This window comes from Pseudomonas sp. efr-133-TYG-103a (assembly GCF_030209235.1).
In the GTDB taxonomy this organism is placed as follows: Bacteria; Pseudomonadota; Gammaproteobacteria; order Pseudomonadales; family Pseudomonadaceae; genus Aquipseudomonas.
This window is the reverse complement of record NZ_JARVSK010000031.1, coordinates 46,012-63,677: the sequence shown is the minus strand read 5'-3', so window position 1 is coordinate 63,677 and position 17,666 is coordinate 46,012. Positions and strand designations below refer to the sequence as shown.

The window sequence follows — 17,666 nt, the reverse complement described above, 5'->3', positions numbered from 1 at the left end:
CATTTTCGTTATTGTTTGAACAGGCGCTCAGCGCCTTGCTCTGTGTCAGGTTTGCTCCCTTGACCGAGCAACTTTTAGCATTTTTGGGTGGGCCAAATCATAAACGAGTCGTGATAGTCACTATCGATCTTCGTAATAGTTGGATGCGACGATCCGGTGTTACCGTTGTCGGCGATGAAGAACACGACTCAATGGCCTGATGAATCCGCAGCATCAGGCGATCGAATCTTGCTCCACTTCATCATTCCTTTGGTAAGACTTTTTAGCCACCACGCTTTATGTGCGGTGGCTTTTTTTATTAAATAAATATTCATGCTGTTTTCATCCAGCGTTTCTTCTCCGGACGCTTTCAGCGTGTCCCCGCGCTTATCTTCCTCAATAATTGAATAATCGTTGGCTTGCAGAATCAGGCAAGTTTGACGATTGTGCCGAACCATCCGAATTGAATTCACATACCCTGCCCCGCGTCGTATTCCCGACACATCATCTGCGCCTATCGAACCCATAGAAAAACTCTCCAGCGTCAACGCTAACACCTACGTATAAGGGGTGATCCCATAATAGCGTTGTAATATCACGAACGGGTTCAGTTTAGGTGCAAACATGTTCAAGCAGCTTTCAATCGCAAAACGTCTCGGCCTGGGTTTCGGTCTGGTTCTGGCGCTGATGATTCTGGTCACCCTGATAGGTGTTCATCGGGTGGGCCTGATCGAGGCCACGCTGACCGACGTCAGCGAGGACGCAACGGTGAAGGAACGGTACGCGATCAATTTCCGCGGCAGCGTTCATGACCGGGCCATTGCCATTCGGGACGCCGTGCTGGTGCGCAACGATGGCGATCTCGCGACGCACCTGCGCGACATCGAGCGACTCAATGGCGTGTATCAGGCATCGGCCGCATCCATGGAACAGATCTTCCAGAGCAAAGGCGCCACGCCTCAGGAGCAACAACTGCTGGCGAACATCAAGGCCAGCGAACGCACCGCACTGAACGCCACTGAAACATTGCTGCGCCTGCGCCAGCAAGGTGACACCGATCAGGCGCAACGGCTGCTGATGTCCGAGGTGTCAGGCGCCTACAAGGACTGGCTCAACCGCACCAATGCGCTGATCGACCTGGAAGAGGCATCGATCGCCAATAACATTGGCTTCGTGCGGGTCACGGCGGCGCAGTTCGCTTCGCTGATGTTGCTCGCCACCGGCATCGCGGTCGTGCTGGGCATCATTGCGTCGGTGCTGATCATTCGCAGCATGAAGTCGACGCTGGGGGCGGAACCTCACGAAGTTGCTACATCCATCCGTCGTCTGGCGGCAGGCGAACTGACCGACCGCATCGAAACGTCCTACCCCGACAGCGTGATGGGTGCGTTGAAGACCACCCACTCGCACCTCTCCGAGACCATCACGCAAGTGCGCGCGGCGGCAATGGAGCTGATGGGTTCGTCTTCGCAATTGCGCGCCAGCTCCGACAGCAACAGCGAACAGATGCGCCTGCAGGCCAGCGAAACCGAGCACATGGCAACCGCCATCAACCAGATGGCCAGCACCGTGAAGGAAGTCGCCGGTTACGCGGCCAAGGCCGCCAATGCAACGCAGACCGCTGACCTTGAGGTCGAGCATGGCAAACGCATGGTCGAAGGCACTGCGCTGGCGATGGATGAGTTGGCGCAGAAGTTGGAAAGTGCCGCAGAGTCTGTCAGCAAGGTCTCCAACGACAGTCAGTCGATCGAAACCATCGTGGCGGTGATCAACTCCATCGCCGAACGGACCAACCTGTTGGCGCTCAATGCGGCCATCGAAGCGGCCCGCGCCGGTGAGGCCGGACGCGGCTTCGCGGTGGTCGCCGACGAGGTGCGCTCACTGGCGACGCGGACTCAGGAGTCGACCCAGGAAATCCGTAACATGGTCGGACAACTGCAAAGCGGTGCGGGCAAAACGGCGGACCTGATGCGCGAAAGCCGGGAGATGGCGCAGCGCACGGTGGAGCAGACTCACGAGGCGCAGACCGCGCTGGTGAAGATTCGTCACGAAGTGGGCGCGCTCAACGACATGAACGCGCAGATCGCCGCAGCCTCCGCACAACAAGGTGTGGTCGCCGAAGACGTCAGCCACAACGTCAACCGCATTCACGATTCGGCGCTGGAAACGGCAGTCGGCTCCAATCAGGTCGCGCGCTCGAGTCGCGAGCTGTCCAGCCTGGCCGATGTGCTGACCGAGCGCGTGAGTTTTTTCAAACTGTAAGCCCCTTGTCCGCCGGGCCTGTGACCTGCGCACAGCCCCGCGCGACCGCCTCGCGAGCACGTCTGGCCTGATTGGACGGCCTGCCGCGACGGCGCTGCGTGACGCCTCGAACCGCCCGGCTGTCCATCCGCCCGCCGCAACCTGCCATCGCTGTCTATACCTGCTACTGCTGACGCATCGTCATCGCCGACGAGCCGCGTCCGGATCGGCACGGCTGATGATCTGCGCTGATTCATTCCGCGACCGCGGGAATAAACCCGCGGTTCGTGACGTTTACTTACCGTTGCCCCACTACTTTCAACCGCGAGGGAGCACACAACAATGACAACGCCTCCGAAACACACCGTCGGATTGCCCACCGCCCTGTTTTTTGGCGCGTGCGTGGTCGCCGCACTGCTGGCCGGAGAGGCCCGCGCCGCCGGGGATGAGTCGCCACCCGCCAAACCGAATTGCCCGAAAGGCCAGGTCTGGGACAGCACGAGCAAGAAATGCGTCATGCAGACCAGCCGGGCGGCGTCGGACGCAGATCGCACTGACTACGCCTACCGTCTGGCCAAAGACGGGCGCTATGAAGAAGCGCTGGCGCTGCTGGATACCCTGAACAATCCCCACACCGCCAAGGCGCTCAAATACCGGGGTTACGCCACGCGAAAACTGGGGCGCACCGATGAAGGCATCGGTTACTACCTGCAGTCCGTGGCGCTGGACCCCGAATACGCACAAGTGCGCGAATACCTGGGCGAGGCCTACGTGATCAGGGGAAGGCTTGACCTGGCTCAGGAACAGCTCGCGAAAATCGAGACCCTGTGCAGCAAGGCCTGCGAAGAGTACGAAGACCTGGCCGACGCCATCGCACGTGCGGCGGATGAACCGGCGTCTTCGTGAACAAGGTCACTGCCACCTGCACGCTGCCGCCAGTGCCTCGCTGCCGGGCAGCCGACTGGAGTCCTGCGGCGCTTTCTGGTCTAGTAGCGCTCCAGTCACGATGAATCCGCCAGGACGGATTCCGTTCACACACCCGCTGCACTCTGTTGCCGCACATGATTAAGGTCCTTTTGATGTCTGCCCACCGTATCAAGCAAGCCCTGTCCTGCCTGTCCATGCTGGCATGCCTGACGTCCACTTCCGTCTTCGCCCACGCCCACCTCGAAAGTCAGTTGCCCGCCGCTGACAGCGAAGTCACCGCGCCCAAAGAGTTGCGCCTGACCTTCTCCGAGGGCGTGGAGGAAAAATTCACCAAGGTCGCCATCAGCCTCGACGGGCCAGGCGACAGCACCGAAATCATCCAGACGCAAAGCGTCGCGACCGACCCTGCCGACAACAAGGTTCTGATCGTGACGCCGGCCATGCCGCTGGCTCCCGGCAAATACAAGGTCGAGTGGCACGCAGCCTCAGTGGACACACACAAGAGCGAAGGCGTTTATCGCTTCAAGGTCACCCCATAACGCCATGCACGATGGACTGATCGCCTGCCGCTTCCTGCATTTCGGCGCTGTTCTGTTGATGTTCGGCATCGTTTTATTTCGACGCGTGCTGTTCGCATCGCCGTTGCGCGCATTCGAAGCAGGCCCGGCGCGGCGCACGGTCGACACGGCACTGACGTGCCTTGCGGCACTGGCGCTGGTCAGTGCCGTGGCCTGGTTGATGCTCACCGCAGCCAATCTTGCCGATGGCTGGGGCGACGCAATCGACCCACAGACGTTGGCGTTGGTGCTGGGCAATACCTTCTTCGGCCACGTCTGGATCGTCCATCTTGCGCTCAGCGCACTGGCGTTCGGCATCTCGTTGCGTGCCAGCACGCTGCCTTCCGTGCTGCCGGTGCTGATCAACGCCCTGCTCCTGTTGACCCTGGCCCCCGTTGGCCATGGCGCCATGTTCGACGGCGGGCGCGGGCTGCTGCTGGTGCTCAACCAGATGCTGCACCTGATCGGCGTCGCCACCTGGCTCGGCGGCCTGGCGATGCTCGCCCTGCTGCTGGGCGTATGTTCCGAGGTCGACATGCCGGCGATCCTGCGCCGTTTCAGTGGCATCGGCTACGTGCTGGTGGCGCTGATTGTCGTCACCGGGCTGATCAACGTGCGGGCGCTGAGCGGTGCGCTCTGGCCGGACCCTGCATTTTCCGGGTTCGGTCTGGTGCTGGCGGTGAAAATCGCTCTGGTGCTGTGCATGCTGGCGCTGGCCGGGCTGAACCGCCAGCTGTCCCGCGCCACCGAGCTACGCCTGCCGTGGTTGCGCGCCAGTGTGTTGCTCGAATGCCTGTTTGGCGCGGCCGCGTTGGGCGCGGTTTCATTGCTGGGCACGCTGCCGCCGATGCTGGCGTGAATTTGAGCGCAAGACTCGGAGTTTCAGCCCGCCGCACCGGCCCTAATCTGTACCACAACAACGCATTTGCAGAGGAAGGTCGCCCATGAGCCGCAACAAAATCCCCTCCGCGCCCAGCGCCGAGCACGACCCACGCTGGGCCGCCGTGCTGTCGCGAGACCCGTCGGCCGATGCTCGATTCGTCTACGCGGTGCGTACCACCGGCGTCTACTGCCGGCCGAGCAGCGTTTCGCGCCTGCCCCGCCCGGAGAACGTGGTCTTCTTCGACACCCCGGCCCAGGCCGAAGCGGCAGGCTATCGCCCCAGCAAGCGCGCGACGCCAGACCGTACCGACCTTGCCGAACAGCACATCGCGATTGTCTCCCGCGCCTGCCGTCAGATTGCCGAAGCCGAGCAGCCGCCCACGCTCAACGAGCTCGCTGAGCCTGCAGGGATGAGCCCCTGGCACTTTCACCGCGTGTTCAAATCGGTCACCGGCCTCACGCCCAAGGCCTATGCCAGCGCGCATCGGGCCGACAAGGTCCGGACGAAACTGGCGCGGACCGGCACCATCACCGACGCCATGTACGACGCCGGTTTCAACTCCAACAGCCGTTTTTACGAATCCAGCACTCGGTTGCTGGGCATGAAACCCAGTGATTACCGCAAGGGCGGCACCAACGCCGACATCCGCTTCGCCGTGGGAGAATGTTTTCTGGGCGCCATTCTCGTTGCGCAAAGCCAGCGCGGCGTGTGCGCCATTCTGTTGGGCGAAGATCCGGGCCAGTTGGTCAATGACCTGCAAGACCAGTTTCACAACGCCAGGTTGATTGGCGCCGATGCCGGTTTCGAGCAACTGATCGCGCAAGTGGTGGGTTTCGTCGAAGCCCCCGGACTGGGCCTGGATCTGCCGCTGGACCTGCAAGGCACGGCGTTCCAGCAACGGGTGTGGCAGGCGCTGTCGCAGATCCCGCCAGGCGCCACGGCCAGCTACGCACAGATTGCCGAACGCATCGGTGCACCCGGATCGTTCCGCGCCGTCGCTCAGGCCTGTGGCGCGAACCGGCTGGCGGTGGCGATCCCCTGCCATCGCGTGGTCCGCAGCGATGGCGAGCTGTCGGGCTATCGCTGGGGCGTGGAGCGCAAGCGCAAACTGCTGGATCGCGAGGCAGAAGCAAACGTTGGTAACAGCTTGGTTTTTGAGAAACGATAACGGCGGCGTAAGGTCCTGACTCCCGGTCAAAACAAGGAGCAAGGACGTGCCCGCCACTCTTGAGAAAGCGCTCAGCGACAGCGCACCGTCATTCTGGCTGATAGCCGACCAACTCAACGCACGCAACGAAACGCAACGTCTGGATTACATCCGCTCGGGGTTTCCTCCCGGCTGGGTCAAGGCGCTGCGCAACGCCTTCCGCCTGAGCAACGCCCAGCTCGAAGCCTTGCTCGCCACCTCCGTCTCCACCCTCGAGCGACGCCTGCGCCAGCAACGTCCGCTGGATGTGGTCGGCTCCGAACGACTGGATCGCGTGGCAACCCTTGCCACCCATGCCGCCGAACTGTTCGAAGACCAGAACGCCGCCCGGCGCTGGATGATGACCGCCAATCACGCCCTCAACCAGCAGACGCCAATTGCCCTGTGCGAAACCGAAATCGGCGCGCGTCAGGTGCGTCGCGTACTCAGCGCGATGCATTACGGTGGAGTGGTCTGATGCTGGCCTGGAGAATCTGCAAGCAGAGCGCCATCGATGACTTGTCCGGGCAGGGCGCGGCGGCGTTCGGCGGGCGCTGGAATCATCCCGATCACGCCGCCGTCTATCTGAGCCTGAGCGCAGCCGGCTGTGCGCTGGACAGGCTGATTCTCGGCACCGGTGCGCCTTGTCCCGGGAGCTGTCTCGTGCAACTGCAACTGCCGAGCGACCCGCAGCTCTACCGGACGCCGACGCTGGACGAACTGCCTCCCGGTTGGGACGCCCTGCCGGCAGACAGAGCGAGCATGGATTTCGGCAGCGAGTGGCTGGAGCGCCATGACCAGTTGGGGCTGATCGTGCCGTCGGCGACGATCACCCACACGCGCAATCTGTTGCTCAACCCCAGGCATGCCGCCATCGCCCAGATCCGGGTGATGGCGGTCAGCGCCTTTAGCTGCGCCTGATCAGCGCTGGACGTCCACCACCACTCGACCGCGCACTTGGCCTTGCATCAGTTGCTGCGCGGTTTGCACCACCTCGCTCAGACCGATTTCCTGACTGATCAACGGCAACACCGAGAGATCCAGGTCCCTGCCCAGACGCGCCCATGCGTCGAGACGGTCCTGCCGCGGACGCGTCACGCTGTCGATCCCGGCCAGGGTCACGCCGCGCAGAATGAAGGGCGCCACCGACGCCGGAAAATCCATCCCTTGTGCAAGCCCGCACGCAGCAACCGTCCCTCGGTAACGCATGCTTGCGCAGACATTGGCCAGGGTGTGGCTGCCCACGGAATCAATCGCCCCCGCCCAGCGCTCTTTCGCCAACGGCCGGCCGGGTTCGGACAAGGTCGCCCGGTCGATGATCTGCGCAGCGCCCAGTTGTTTCAGGTACTCGCTCTGATCCGCACGCCCGGTCGACGCCACGACCTGGTAGCCCAGCCGGGAAAGAAGCGCGATGGCGAAGCTGCCGACGCCGCCGTTGGCCCCGGTCACGAGGATTTCGCCCTTGTCCGGCGTGACGTCATTTTTCTCCAGCGCCATGATGGCCAGCATCGCGGTGTAGCCTGCGGTGCCGATGGCCATGGACTGGGCGGCAGTGAACGCTTCGGGTAGCGGGATCAGCCACTTGCCTTCCAGCCGCGCCATCTGCGCCAGCCCGCCCCAATGACCTTCCCCCACACCCCAGCCATTGAGCAGCACTGCATCGCCCGGCTTGAACTCGGGGTTGCTGCTTTGCTCGACCGTACCGGCAAGGTCGATCCCCGGCACCATCGGGAACGCGCGCACGATCGGCCCCTTTCCAGTGATCGCGAGACCATCCTTGTAATTCAGCGTGCTGTAGGCGACCCGTACCGTGACATCGCCTTCGGGTAGCCGGGACTCGTCGAGGGACGTCAATTCTGCCCGATAACTGTCGTCGTCTTTATTGATCAATATGCCTTTGAACATGCCTTGCCTCCTATTTAGACCAATCGTCTATAAATACGCCTGAAGAGATCAGCGCGGCAGGCCGCGCAGAAATCCGATGATGAAGGTGTTAAGGGGTTTGTCGCTTTTTACCAGCCGGGCCCGCAAGACCGCGCCTTCCCAGCCAATCCAGAAATACGCTGCGAGTTCAGCACAGTCGGCATGCTGAGGCAGCTCGCCGGCCTGCTTGGCCGCTTCGAAACAGACTTCCAGGCGGCGTTGCCAGTCCAGGAAGATATTCTCCAGCACCTCCCGAAAACCTTCCGGCAGGATGCTGACCTCTTGGCCCATGTTGCCCACCAGGCAGCCACACCGGTAGTCGTAACTGGCCATGCTGGTCTTGGAAAACTGGACGAAACCGGCCAGCCGCTCCATGGGCGACAACGATTCGTCGAGCAGCCAGCGATCCAGGCGCTTGGCGAAGAACGCGGCGTAGCGCTCCAGTACGGCAAAGCCAAACGCCTCTTTACTGGCGAAATAGTGATAAAACGAGCCTTTCGGCACGCCGACCCGCTTGAGGACGCCGTCGATGCCAGTGGCCGTGAAACTTTGTTCGGTCAAGACCTCGACGCCGCAGCGGATCAAAGCGTCCCGAGTATCGAAGTCGTCGGCCCGCGCGACCTTGGGGGGTCGACCGGGACGTCGTGGTTTTGCGAGGATGTCATTCATGGGATTGCATATTAGACCGACCGTCTATTAAATCAACCCGCCCTGAGTATTTTGTTTCACTGCCCTGGAGACCTGCCGATGATTGCCTGGCCCGACACGCGACTGCTCAAGCTGTTTGGTATCGAACTGCCCATCCTGCAAGCGCCCATGGCCGGCGCGTCCGGTTCGGCACTGGCCATCGCTGTCGGCAACGCGGGCGGCCTGCCATCGCTGCCCTGTGCGATGCTCAGCCCGACGCAGATCCGTGAGGAAGTCGCGCTGATCCGTGCCGGCACCCGCGCGCCGCTGAACCTCAACTTCTTCTGCCATCAGAACCCGGACGCCAATCCTCAGGCCGATGACGCCTGGAAAGCGCTGCTCAAGCCCTACTACGAGGAACTGGGCGCGGACTATGACGCCCCTACGCCGACCTCGAGCCGCGCGCCTTTCGACGATGCCGCCTGTTCGCTGGTTGAAGAACTCAAGCCCGAAGTCGTCAGTTTTCATTTCGGCTTGCCGGACACGAGCTTGCTGCAGCGCGTGAAAGCGACAGGTGCCAAGGTGATTTCTTCGGCGACCACCGTGGCTGAAGCGGTCTGGCTGGAACAACACGGTTGCGACGCCATCATTGCCATGGGGCTGGAAGCCGGTGGCCATCGCGGCATGTTCCTGAGCGATCAGCTTTACACCCAGGTCGGCACGCTGGCGTTGGTGCCTCAAGTCGTCGATGCGGTGAGTGTTCCGGTGATTGCAGCGGGCGGGATTGCTGACAGCCGTGGCATCGCGGCGTCCTTCATGCTCGGCGCCAGCGCGGTGCAACTGGGCACCGTGTACCTGTTCACGCCGCAAGCCAAGGTCACTCGCCTGCATCAGGCTGCGCTGGGCAGCGCGACTGACAGCGACACCGCCGTGACTAATATTTTCACCGGCCGCCCGGCGCGCGGCATCGTCAACCGGATCATGCGCGAGATCGGACCGATCAGTGCAGCGGCGCCGGCATTCCCGACCGCAGGCGGCGCGCTGATTCCACTGCGCAATCAGGCCGAGCCACAAGGCGACGACGGGTTCATGAACCTCTGGGCAGGTCAGGCCGTGGGCATCAAGCATCAATTACCGGCCGAAGACCTGACCCGGCAGTTGGCGATTCAAGCGCTGGAAAGGCTGGCGGGCGTGAAAAACTGAGGAATACGCGCAGGACAGGCTTCCTTGAGGTGACCACTCGCTATATATTTCGCTGCATAGCGTTTGGCCGGTATCCGGTTGACGTCCCTCATCACCTCATAACAAGCCTACGGAGCCCTCATGCGCGCAATGTCCCTTCGCGTCACGCTTAAATCCCTGGCCATCGCCGCTGCGGCCTTGTCAATCGGCACGGCGTTCGCGGACGAAGTCCAAGTGGCGGTGGCTGCCAACTTCACAGCGCCGATTCAGGCGATTGCCAGGGATTTTGAAAAGGACACCGGGCACAAGCTGGTGGCCTCGTTCGGCGCGACAGGACAGTTCTACACGCAGATCAAAAACGGCGCGCCGTTCGAAGTGTTCCTTGCCGCCGACGACACCACGCCGGCCAGGCTTGAAAGCGAGAACGAGATCGTCAAGGGGTCTCGCTTCACCTACGCCGTCGGTACGCTGGCCCTGTGGTCGGCCAAAGAGGGTTACGTCGATGACAAAGGCCAGGTGCTCAAGGACAACGCCTACCAGCACCTGTCCATCGCCAATCCAAAAGCTGCGCCCTATGGCCTGGCTGCCACGCAGGTTCTGGACAAACTGGGCCTGACCGCCACCACTCAAGCGAAAATCGTCGAAGGCCAGAGCATCGCTCAGGCGTATCAGTTCGTGCAGACGGGCAACGCTGAACTGGGCTTTGTCGCGCTGTCGCAGGTGTTCAAGGACGGCAAGCTGACCAGCGGATCGGCGTGGATCGTCCCGGCCGACCTGCATGAACCGATCAAACAGGACGCCGTCATCCTCAATAAAGGCAAGGACAACGCTGCCGCCAAGGCGCTGATGGATTACCTCAAAGGCCCGAAAGCCGCGGCGGTGATCAAATCCTTCGGGTATCAGCTGTAAATGCCACTGGACAGTGCTGACCTGGCGGCCATCGGCCTAACGCTGAAACTGGCGTCGCTGACCACCGTGATTCTGCTGATCGTCGGCACGCCCATCGCGCTCTGGCTGGCGCGAACCCGCTCGTGGCTCAAAGGCCCGGTGGGCGCTGTGGTCGCCCTGCCTCTGGTGCTGCCGCCTACGGTGATCGGCTTTTATCTGCTGCTGTTGCTCGGGCCGAACGGCGCGCTGGGGCAATTCACGCAGAGCATCGGACTGGGCACGCTGACCTTCAGTTTTACCGGGCTGGTCATCGGTTCCGTGCTGTACTCCATGCCCTTCGTGGTGCAACCGCTGCAGAACGCCTTTGTGGCGATTGGCTCGCGACCGCTCGAAGTCGCGGCCACCCTGCGCGCCAGCCCCTGGGACACGTTCTTTTCGGTGGTGCTGCCACTGGCGCGTCCCGGCTTCATCACCGGCGCGATTCTGGGGTTTGCTCACACCGTCGGCGAATTTGGCGTCGTGCTGATGATCGGCGGCAACATTCCCCAGAAAACCCGCGTGGTCTCGACCCAGATCTACAACCACGTCGAGTCCCTGGAATATGCTCAAGCGCACTGGCTGGCCGGGTCCATGCTGGTGTTTTCCTTCCTGGTTCTGTTGGCGCTCTACTCCAGCGGCAAGACCAAAGCTGCCTGGAGCTGACCCATGACCGCCTCGATCGAAGTCCGCCTGAACGTGGACTTTCCCAATTTCAACGTCAATGTCGATCTGGCCTTGCCCGGACGCGGCGTGACCGCGCTGTATGGCCATTCGGGGTCGGGCAAGACCACCTGCCTGCGCTGCATCGCCGGCCTGGAGAAGTCTGCCAACGCCCTCATCCGCATCAACGGCGAGACCTGGCAGGACACTGCCGAGGGCGTCTTCGTGCCCGTGCACAAGCGCGCGCTGGGCTACGTGTTCCAGGAAGCCAGCCTGTTCGCGCACCTGACCGTGCGGGCCAATCTGGAGTTTGGCCTCAAGCGCATCAAGGCCAGCGAAAGCAGGGTGCAACTGACGCAGGCGGCGGCACTGCTGGGCATCGATCATCTGCTCGATCGGCGGCCCGACACCTTGTCAGGCGGTGAACGGCAGCGGGTCGGCATTGCCCGGGCGCTGCTGACCAGCCCGCGTCTGCTGCTGCTCGATGAGCCCCTGGCGGCGCTCGATGCGCAGCGCAAAAGCGAGATCCTTCCCTATCTGGAAAGGCTTCACGACGAGCTCGACATCCCCATGATTTACGTCAGCCACTCTCAGGACGAAGTCGCAAGGCTGGCCGATCATCTGGTCCTGCTCAGCAACGGCAAGGCCCTCGCCAGCGGGCCGATCGGTGAAACCCTCGCCCGCCTGGACCTGCCGCTGGCCATGGGTGATGACGCCGGCGTAGTGATTCAGGGCTCGGTCGTGGCTTATGACGCCCGTTATCACCTGGTCACCGTGCGCCTGCCCCACAGCGAGTTGAGCATTCGCGTTGCCCACTCCGCGCTGGAAGCGGGCAAGCCGCTGCGCTTCAAGGTGCAGGCACGGGACGTCAGCCTGAGCGTGCAACCGGATGCGCAAAGCAGCATCCTCAATCGCCTGCCGGTGACGGTGATCAGCGAAGTGGCGGCCGATAACGCTGCCCACGTGCTGGTACGACTCGACGCAGGCGGCACGGCGCTGCTGGCACGCATCACCCGTTATTCCCGTGATCAGTTGGGGCTGGCGCCCGGTCAGCAACTCTGGGCACAGATCAAATCGGTCGCGCTGCTGGCCTAGCCTCCGACGCGTCCCGGCTCGGGGCGTTGGCGGGCAGTGGCGCACGGCGATGGAAATTTGTCGGCACGACTGAGCGAGGCAAAGGTCAATGCAAAGACCCGTTATCAGGATTGACCGCCATGCAGGAACCCGCCCTTCTCGAAGCTTTGCCCAAGGATCTGCACTACGTCGATGACAGCCAGCCGGGCTTCACTCGCAAGATTCTGCGCGGCAAATTCGCCTATTTCGACACCGAAGGCGCACGTGTTCGTGACGAAGCTGAAATCAAGCGCATCAATGCGCTGGTGATTCCGCCGGCCTACACCGACGTCTGGATTTGCGCCGATCCGTGCGGGCACCTGCAAGCCACCGGGCGTGACGCGCGAGGCCGCAAGCAATATCGCTATCACCCGCGCTGGCGCGAGATTCGCGACGAAAACAAGTATTCCCGCATGATCGCCTTCGGCAAGGCACTGCCCAAGGTGCGCAAGCAACTGGAGGCGCAGCTGGCCCAGCCGGGCATGGGCCGTGAAAAGGTCATGGCCGCCGTGGTGTCGTTGCTGGACCAGACGCTGATTCGCATCGGCAACAGCCAGTACGCCCGCGACAACCGCTCTTACGGCCTGACCACGCTGCGCAACAAACACGTCGACGTGCATGGCAGCAAGATCCTCTTCCAGTTTCGCGGCAAAAGCGGCGTCGAACATCAGATCAGCGTGACCGATCGGCGCCTGGCCAACATCATCAAGCGGTGCATGGAGTTGCCGGGGCAGAACCTGTTTCAGTACCTGGACGATGACGGACAGCGCCACACTGTCAGCTCCTCGGACATCAACCAGTATCTGCACAAGCTCACTGGCGCCGATTTCACCGCCAAGGACTATCGCACCTGGGCAGGCAGTGCGATGGCACTGGCCACCCTGCGCAAGCTGGAGTGGGAACCGGAGGCCGACGCCAAGAAGCATATCGTTGCGATGGTCAAGGAGGTGGCCCGATTGCTGGGCAATACTCCGGCGGTCTGTCGCAAATGCTACATCCATCCAGCGGTTCTGGAAGCGTTCGTGATTGGCGAACTGTCCAAACTGCCCCGCTTGCGCCAGCGCAAGGGGCTGCGCCTGGAGGAAGCGGCGCTCGCCGGTTTCCTTCAGGGCCTGCAAGCCGCCGAAGCGCTGAGTGAATCCACAGGAGAAAAACCATGACGTCCGATCAACCCCATGTTCCAGGCGAAGACCTCAACGATCCGAAGGCGAAACCGGCAGATGTTGCCGATGACCGCGAGCGCCGCCGCGAAAGCCGGCAGGACGAGCCCCTGACCGGGGGCGACAACGACGTCGCTGGGCATACCCCGAAAGTGCCTGGCGCACAGTAAGCTGCACGCATTGTTTTACCGGATTCAGGGCCTTATTCATGACCACTCCGCCGTACCTGCCTGACGACGCCGATCCGCGCGCCAGCGTCCCCTTCACTGTCGACGCCGACGCACCGGGATTCGTCCGGGTGCGAGGCGCGCGTGAGCACAATCTCAAGGATGTCGACGTCGACATTCCCCGGGACGCGCTCGTGGTATTCACCGGCGTGTCAGGTTCCGGCAAATCGTCGCTGGCGTTCTCGACGCTGTACGCCGAAGCGCAGCGGCGCTATTTCGAATCGGTTGCGCCTTACGCGCGGCGTCTGATCGATCAGGTCGGCGTGCCCAATGTGGACTCCATCGACGGTTTGCCGCCGGCGGTGGCGCTGCAGCAGCAACGCGGCACGCCCAGCACGCGCTCCTCGGTCGGCAGCGTGACGACCCTGTCCAGCCTGATTCGCATGCTGTATTCGCGCGCCGGCCATTACCCCGCCGGGCAACCGATGCTGTACGCGGAAGACTTCTCGCCGAACCTGCCCCAAGGCGCCTGCCCGGAGTGCCACGGCCTCGGTCGGGTTTACGACGTGCCGGAAGCATTGATGGTGCCGGATGACTCACTGACGATCCGCCAGCGGGCGGTCGCCTCATGGCCTTTGGCGTGGCAGGGCCAGAATCAGCGGGACATCCTTGTTACCCTGGGATACGACGTTGACATCCCGTGGCGCGATCTGCCGAAAAAGCAGCGCGACTGGATTCTTTACACCGAAGAGCAGCCTACTGCGCCGGTCTACGCAGGCCTGACGCCCGAAGAAACCCGGATCGCCCTCAAACGCAAAATGGAGCCCAGTTATCAGGGCACGTTCATCGGCGCCCGGCGCTATGTGCTGCACACCTTTACTCATTCGCAAAGCGCGCTGATGAAAAAGCGCGTGTCTCGATTCATGCGCGGCAGCCCCTGTCCGCTCTGCGACGGCAAGCGTCTGAAACGTGAGGCGCTGTCGGTGACGTTCGCAGGCCTTGATATCGGCGAGCTGTCGCAGATGCCGTTGCTGCGTCTGGCTGAAGTGCTGCGTCCGGTTGCCGCTGGCACCCTGGATCAGGACAGCGACGCTCATGTACTGGATCGCGACCAGATCAAGGACGCGCGCAAAAAGCGGGTCAAGGCCGGCGGCTCGGCCCACGACGCAGCGCCCGACGTGCGCGCCACGCCGAACATGTCCATCGAGAAGCGCCTGGCCGCGCAACGCATCGCGCAGGATCTGCTGGCGCGCGTCAGTACATTGACCGAACTGGGGCTGGGTTATTTGGCCCTTGACCGGAGCACGCCGTCGTTGTCGTCCGGCGAACTGCAGCGCTTGCGCCTGGCGACGCAACTGGGCTCGCAGCTGTTCGGCGTGATTTACGTGCTGGACGAGCCTTCGGCCGGGCTGCATCCCGCCGACAGTGAAGCGTTGTTCACCGCCCTTCAGCAACTCAAGGCGGCGGGAAATTCGCTGTTCGTCGTCGAGCACGACCTTGAAACCATGCGCCGCGCCGACTGGCTCATCGACGTCGGCCCTGCGGCTGGCGAGAATGGCGGACGTGTCCTATACAGCGGCCCTCCGGCCGGGCTTTCGGCCATAGAAACCTCGCAGACTCGGCTTCATCTGTTCGCCGATCACAGCGAACTGCGCACCGACCGGCGTCCTGCGTCTGGCTGGCTGAAACTTGAGGGCATCACTCGCAACAACCTCGATAATCTGTCGGCCGCCTTCCCGCTGGGTTGCTTCACTGCCGTGACCGGTATTTCCGGCTCGGGTAAATCCAGCCTGGTCAGCCAGGCCCTGCTGGAACTGGTCGGTGCGCAGTTGGGGCGTGCGGTGAACAACCCGGATCAGGAGGAGCCGAGTCTGGAGGACGATGCGCCGCAAGCCACCGGTGGCCATATTGCCGGCGGGCTCGAGTCGATCAAGAGGCTGGTGCAAGTGGATCAGAAGCCCATTGGCCGCACGCCGCGCTCCAACCTGGCGACCTACACCGGCCTGTTCGATAACGTGCGTAAGCTGTTTGCCGCTACCCCGGACGCGCAGGCTGCCGGCTATGACGCAGGACAATTCTCTTTCAACGTCGCCAAAGGTCGCTGCCCGGTGTGCGAAGGCGAAGGATTTGTCAGCGTCGAGTTGCTGTTCATGCCCAGCGTCTACGCGCCCTGCCCGACCTGCCATGGTGCGCGGTACAACCCGAAGACGCTGGGCATTCAATGGCAGGGATTGAGCATTGCGCAGGTCCTGCAATTGACGGTCGATCAGGCCGTCGAGGTATTCGCCCAACAGCCTGCCGTGTTGCGTTCGCTGACCGTGCTGCGCGACATCGGTTTGGGCTATCTGCGCCTCGGCCAGCCGGCGACTGAACTGTCCGGCGGCGAAGCCCAGCGCATCAAGCTTGCCACCGAATTACAACGCAGCCAGCGTGGGGCGACGCTGTACGTGCTGGACGAACCCACCACCGGTCTGCATCCCACGGACGTCGATCGACTGCTCACCCAACTCAACGCCCTGGTCGACGCTGGCCACAGTGTGATCGTGGTCGAGCATGAAATGCGTGTCGTGGCGCAGAGCGACTGGGTGATCGACATCGGTCCAGGCGCTGGCGACAAGGGTGGGACCATCGTCGCCAGCGGCACGCCGGAAGCGGTGATAAACGTCGCGCAGAGTCGCACCGCTCCGTTCCTGCGCAAGGCCATGCCGCAGCATCGGGTCAAAGAATCAGCCAGGTAATACCGGCGCAGATCGCGATCAACACTGCACAACCGAAAAACTGAAGGTCGGTGGCAAAATCCAGTTCATCATCCATCGCAATGCACTCCATGGGATTCAGATGAATGAATGGATTCTGGCCATTTGCCCAAGTTCAGCGATTTTTTGAGCAGAAATGACCGGTTCCGATCACGACTGAGCAGTCAATCCATGGCCGGGAAGATGCGGACATGGCCTGCGCGATGTTGCGGCATGCGCAGCGCCTCCACTCATCAGCTGGCCTGCACCCTTTCGCCTGATGACCGCTCCAATGGCACACAGTCTCAGGAGGCAACGATCATGAACAAAATCACTGGCGCCCTCGCCCTCGCAGGTTTGTTTTCAGTCTGTTCACTCAATGCACTCGCGACCGAAGACAAAAATCCGCAGACCGCGCTTCCAGTGGACGGTCACGCGCAACCGGCAGAGTCCAATGCAGAAAAAGCCAACAAACGCGGCGAAGAAGCCTCCGGCTCGAATTCAGGCGCAGACGCCGATGCGTTGATTAAAGAGAAAGAAGCGCACAGCGCTGAGAAGAAGCCGGCCCAGTAGCACAAACGACTCAGGCGCTCTGGAGAGATCCATGAGCGCCTGAGTCAGACGGTTCGCAGCGCACAATACCGCGCTGCCCGCCCGTTAGCGGCCTGCGATCAGGCCGCCGTCGACGTGCAGAATCTCACCCGTTGAGAACGCCGCATCCTCAAGGTAAAGCACGGCACGCACGATGTCCTCGACGTCTCCCAGCTTGTTCATCGGGTGGAAAGCAGCCAGTTGCTCGACGATCTGCGGATCGTGCATCGGGGTCCGGATCACGCCGGGCGCGACCGCATTCACTCGAATGCCACGCTGGGCGTACTCGATCGCGAGGCTCTTGGTGGCCGAGTTCATCCCGCCCTTGGTGAGCATCGCGATGAAGGCCGGCGACAGTGAACTGGCGAACTCCGCAGTGGACGCGGTGATCTGCACCACATGACCGCTGCCCTGAGCCAGCATCACAGGAATGACCGCTTGAGTGGCGAAAAAGAATCCGTCCAGGTTCGTCCGCAACTTCAGCCGGTAATCATCCTCGGTGTAGTCGGTAAACGCCTTGCCGATGAAGATCCCCGCGTTGTTGACCAGCGTGTCGATACGGCCGAACCGCTCCATCGCGGCGGCGACCAGATGCTTGCTCGTCTCGGGATCACCAATGTCCCCCGCGACCGTGATGAGATCCGGATCCCTGGAAGGCTGGATCGAGCGCGACGTCGCGACGACTGCGTATCCTCGGGCGCGGAACGCGTGGACGATGGCCTCGCCCATGCCTTGCGAAGCGCCGGTGACTATCGCGACTTTCTTGATATCTGGCATTGCTGACTCCTTCTTGCTCGTTTGATGAGCC

General features: G+C 62.3%; 19 protein-coding genes and 1 pseudogene. 16 read left to right on the top strand and 4 right to left on the bottom strand.

The annotated features are described in order from the left end of the window. Positions 1-188: 188 nt before the first annotated feature. The gene (locus tag QRN36_RS23050) at positions 189-506 is read right to left on the bottom strand and encodes a hypothetical protein (RefSeq protein WP_285426170.1); all 318 of its coding nucleotides are present in this window, start codon (positions 504-506) and stop codon (positions 189-191) included. 97 nt (positions 507-603) lie between these two features. On the opposite strand from QRN36_RS23050, the pseudogene QRN36_RS27745 reads away from it, so the two are divergent. From QRN36_RS27745 to QRN36_RS23015, 8 genes and pseudogenes are all read left to right on the top strand, one after another. Then, positions 604-1,113 (top strand): annotated as a pseudogene (locus QRN36_RS27745) (MCP four helix bundle domain-containing protein); the annotation flags it as partial. 72 nt (positions 1,114-1,185) lie between these two features. Next, positions 1,186-2,241: a methyl-accepting chemotaxis protein gene (locus QRN36_RS27740; protein WP_373568788.1), complete on the top strand. Its 1,056-nt coding sequence runs from the start codon at positions 1,186-1,188 to the stop codon at positions 2,239-2,241. A gap of 321 nt (positions 2,242-2,562) precedes the next feature. Continuing rightward, entirely contained in the window at positions 2,563-3,126 is a 564-nt protein-coding gene (locus QRN36_RS23040; RefSeq protein WP_285426168.1) for a tetratricopeptide repeat protein, read from the top strand. A 173-nt stretch (positions 3,127-3,299) separates the two neighbouring features. Next, positions 3,300-3,686, top strand: a complete 387-nt coding sequence (copC, locus tag QRN36_RS23035; RefSeq protein ID WP_285426167.1) for a copper homeostasis periplasmic binding protein CopC — start codon at positions 3,300-3,302, stop codon at positions 3,684-3,686. Positions 3,687-3,690: 4 nt separating this feature from the next. Beyond that, entirely contained in the window at positions 3,691-4,563 is an 873-nt protein-coding gene (gene copD, locus QRN36_RS23030) for a copper homeostasis membrane protein CopD (protein ID WP_285426166.1), read from the top strand. Positions 4,564-4,648: 85 nt separating this feature from the next. Next, positions 4,649-5,755, top strand: coding sequence for a bifunctional DNA-binding transcriptional regulator/O6-methylguanine-DNA methyltransferase Ada (gene ada / locus QRN36_RS23025; RefSeq protein WP_285426165.1), 1,107 nt, complete (start codon positions 4,649-4,651; stop codon positions 5,753-5,755). 46 nt (positions 5,756-5,801) lie between these two features. Next, complete coding sequence (locus QRN36_RS23020; protein WP_285426164.1) at positions 5,802-6,251, top strand: antitoxin Xre/MbcA/ParS toxin-binding domain-containing protein; 450 nt, start codon at positions 5,802-5,804, stop codon at positions 6,249-6,251. Then, complete coding sequence (locus QRN36_RS23015) at positions 6,251-6,694, top strand: RES family NAD+ phosphorylase (protein ID WP_285426163.1); 444 nt, start codon at positions 6,251-6,253, stop codon at positions 6,692-6,694. Before QRN36_RS23020 ends, QRN36_RS23015 begins: the two co-directional genes overlap by 1 nt. Here the strand turns inward: QRN36_RS23015 and QRN36_RS23010 are convergent, their stop codons facing one another. Continuing rightward, the gene (locus QRN36_RS23010; RefSeq protein WP_285426162.1) at positions 6,695-7,678 is read right to left on the bottom strand and encodes an MDR family oxidoreductase; all 984 of its coding nucleotides are present in this window, start codon (positions 7,676-7,678) and stop codon (positions 6,695-6,697) included. Between the two features lie 48 nt (positions 7,679-7,726). Then, the gene (locus QRN36_RS23005) at positions 7,727-8,365 is read right to left on the bottom strand and encodes a TetR/AcrR family transcriptional regulator (RefSeq protein ID WP_285426161.1); all 639 of its coding nucleotides are present in this window, start codon (positions 8,363-8,365) and stop codon (positions 7,727-7,729) included. Positions 8,366-8,443: 78 nt separating this feature from the next. Here QRN36_RS23005 and QRN36_RS23000 point away from each other — a divergent pair, with 78 nt between their 5' ends. The 8 genes from QRN36_RS23000 to QRN36_RS22965 all read left to right on the top strand — a co-directional run bounded on the left by QRN36_RS23000 (position 8,444) and on the right by QRN36_RS22965 (position 16,840). Continuing rightward, the gene (locus QRN36_RS23000; protein ID WP_285426160.1) at positions 8,444-9,526 is read left to right on the top strand and encodes a nitronate monooxygenase family protein; all 1,083 of its coding nucleotides are present in this window, start codon (positions 8,444-8,446) and stop codon (positions 9,524-9,526) included. Positions 9,527-9,655: 129 nt separating this feature from the next. Then, positions 9,656-10,414 (top strand): molybdate ABC transporter substrate-binding protein, encoded by a 759-nt coding sequence (gene modA, locus QRN36_RS22995; protein ID WP_373568787.1) that lies wholly within the window; start codon positions 9,656-9,658, stop codon positions 10,412-10,414. Further along, complete coding sequence (gene modB / locus QRN36_RS22990; RefSeq protein ID WP_285426158.1) at positions 10,415-11,095, top strand: molybdate ABC transporter permease subunit; 681 nt, start codon at positions 10,415-10,417, stop codon at positions 11,093-11,095. A gap of 3 nt (positions 11,096-11,098) precedes the next feature. Beyond that, positions 11,099-12,187 (top strand): molybdenum ABC transporter ATP-binding protein, encoded by a 1,089-nt coding sequence (modC, locus tag QRN36_RS22985; protein ID WP_285426157.1) that lies wholly within the window; start codon positions 11,099-11,101, stop codon positions 12,185-12,187. A 119-nt stretch (positions 12,188-12,306) separates the two neighbouring features. Next, positions 12,307-13,365 carry a DNA topoisomerase IB gene (locus QRN36_RS22980; RefSeq protein WP_285426156.1) on the top strand — a complete coding sequence of 353 codons (1,059 nt, stop codon included), beginning with the start codon at positions 12,307-12,309 and terminating at the stop codon, positions 13,363-13,365. Then, positions 13,362-13,535, top strand: a complete 174-nt coding sequence (locus QRN36_RS22975) for a hypothetical protein (RefSeq protein WP_285426155.1) — start codon at positions 13,362-13,364, stop codon at positions 13,533-13,535. The genes QRN36_RS22980 and QRN36_RS22975 overlap by 4 nt, the downstream gene beginning before the upstream one ends. A gap of 38 nt (positions 13,536-13,573) precedes the next feature. Then, positions 13,574-16,270 (top strand): excinuclease ABC subunit UvrA, encoded by a 2,697-nt coding sequence (locus tag QRN36_RS22970; protein ID WP_285426154.1) that lies wholly within the window; start codon positions 13,574-13,576, stop codon positions 16,268-16,270. Between the two features lie 231 nt (positions 16,271-16,501). Next, positions 16,502-16,840, top strand: a complete 339-nt coding sequence (locus QRN36_RS22965; protein ID WP_285426153.1) for a hypothetical protein — start codon at positions 16,502-16,504, stop codon at positions 16,838-16,840. Between the two features lie 84 nt (positions 16,841-16,924). On the opposite strand, the gene QRN36_RS22960 is transcribed toward QRN36_RS22965, so the two are convergent. Then, positions 16,925-17,635: an SDR family NAD(P)-dependent oxidoreductase gene (locus QRN36_RS22960; RefSeq protein ID WP_285426152.1), complete on the bottom strand. Its 711-nt coding sequence runs from the start codon at positions 17,633-17,635 to the stop codon at positions 16,925-16,927. Between the last annotated feature and the right edge of the window lie 31 nt (positions 17,636-17,666).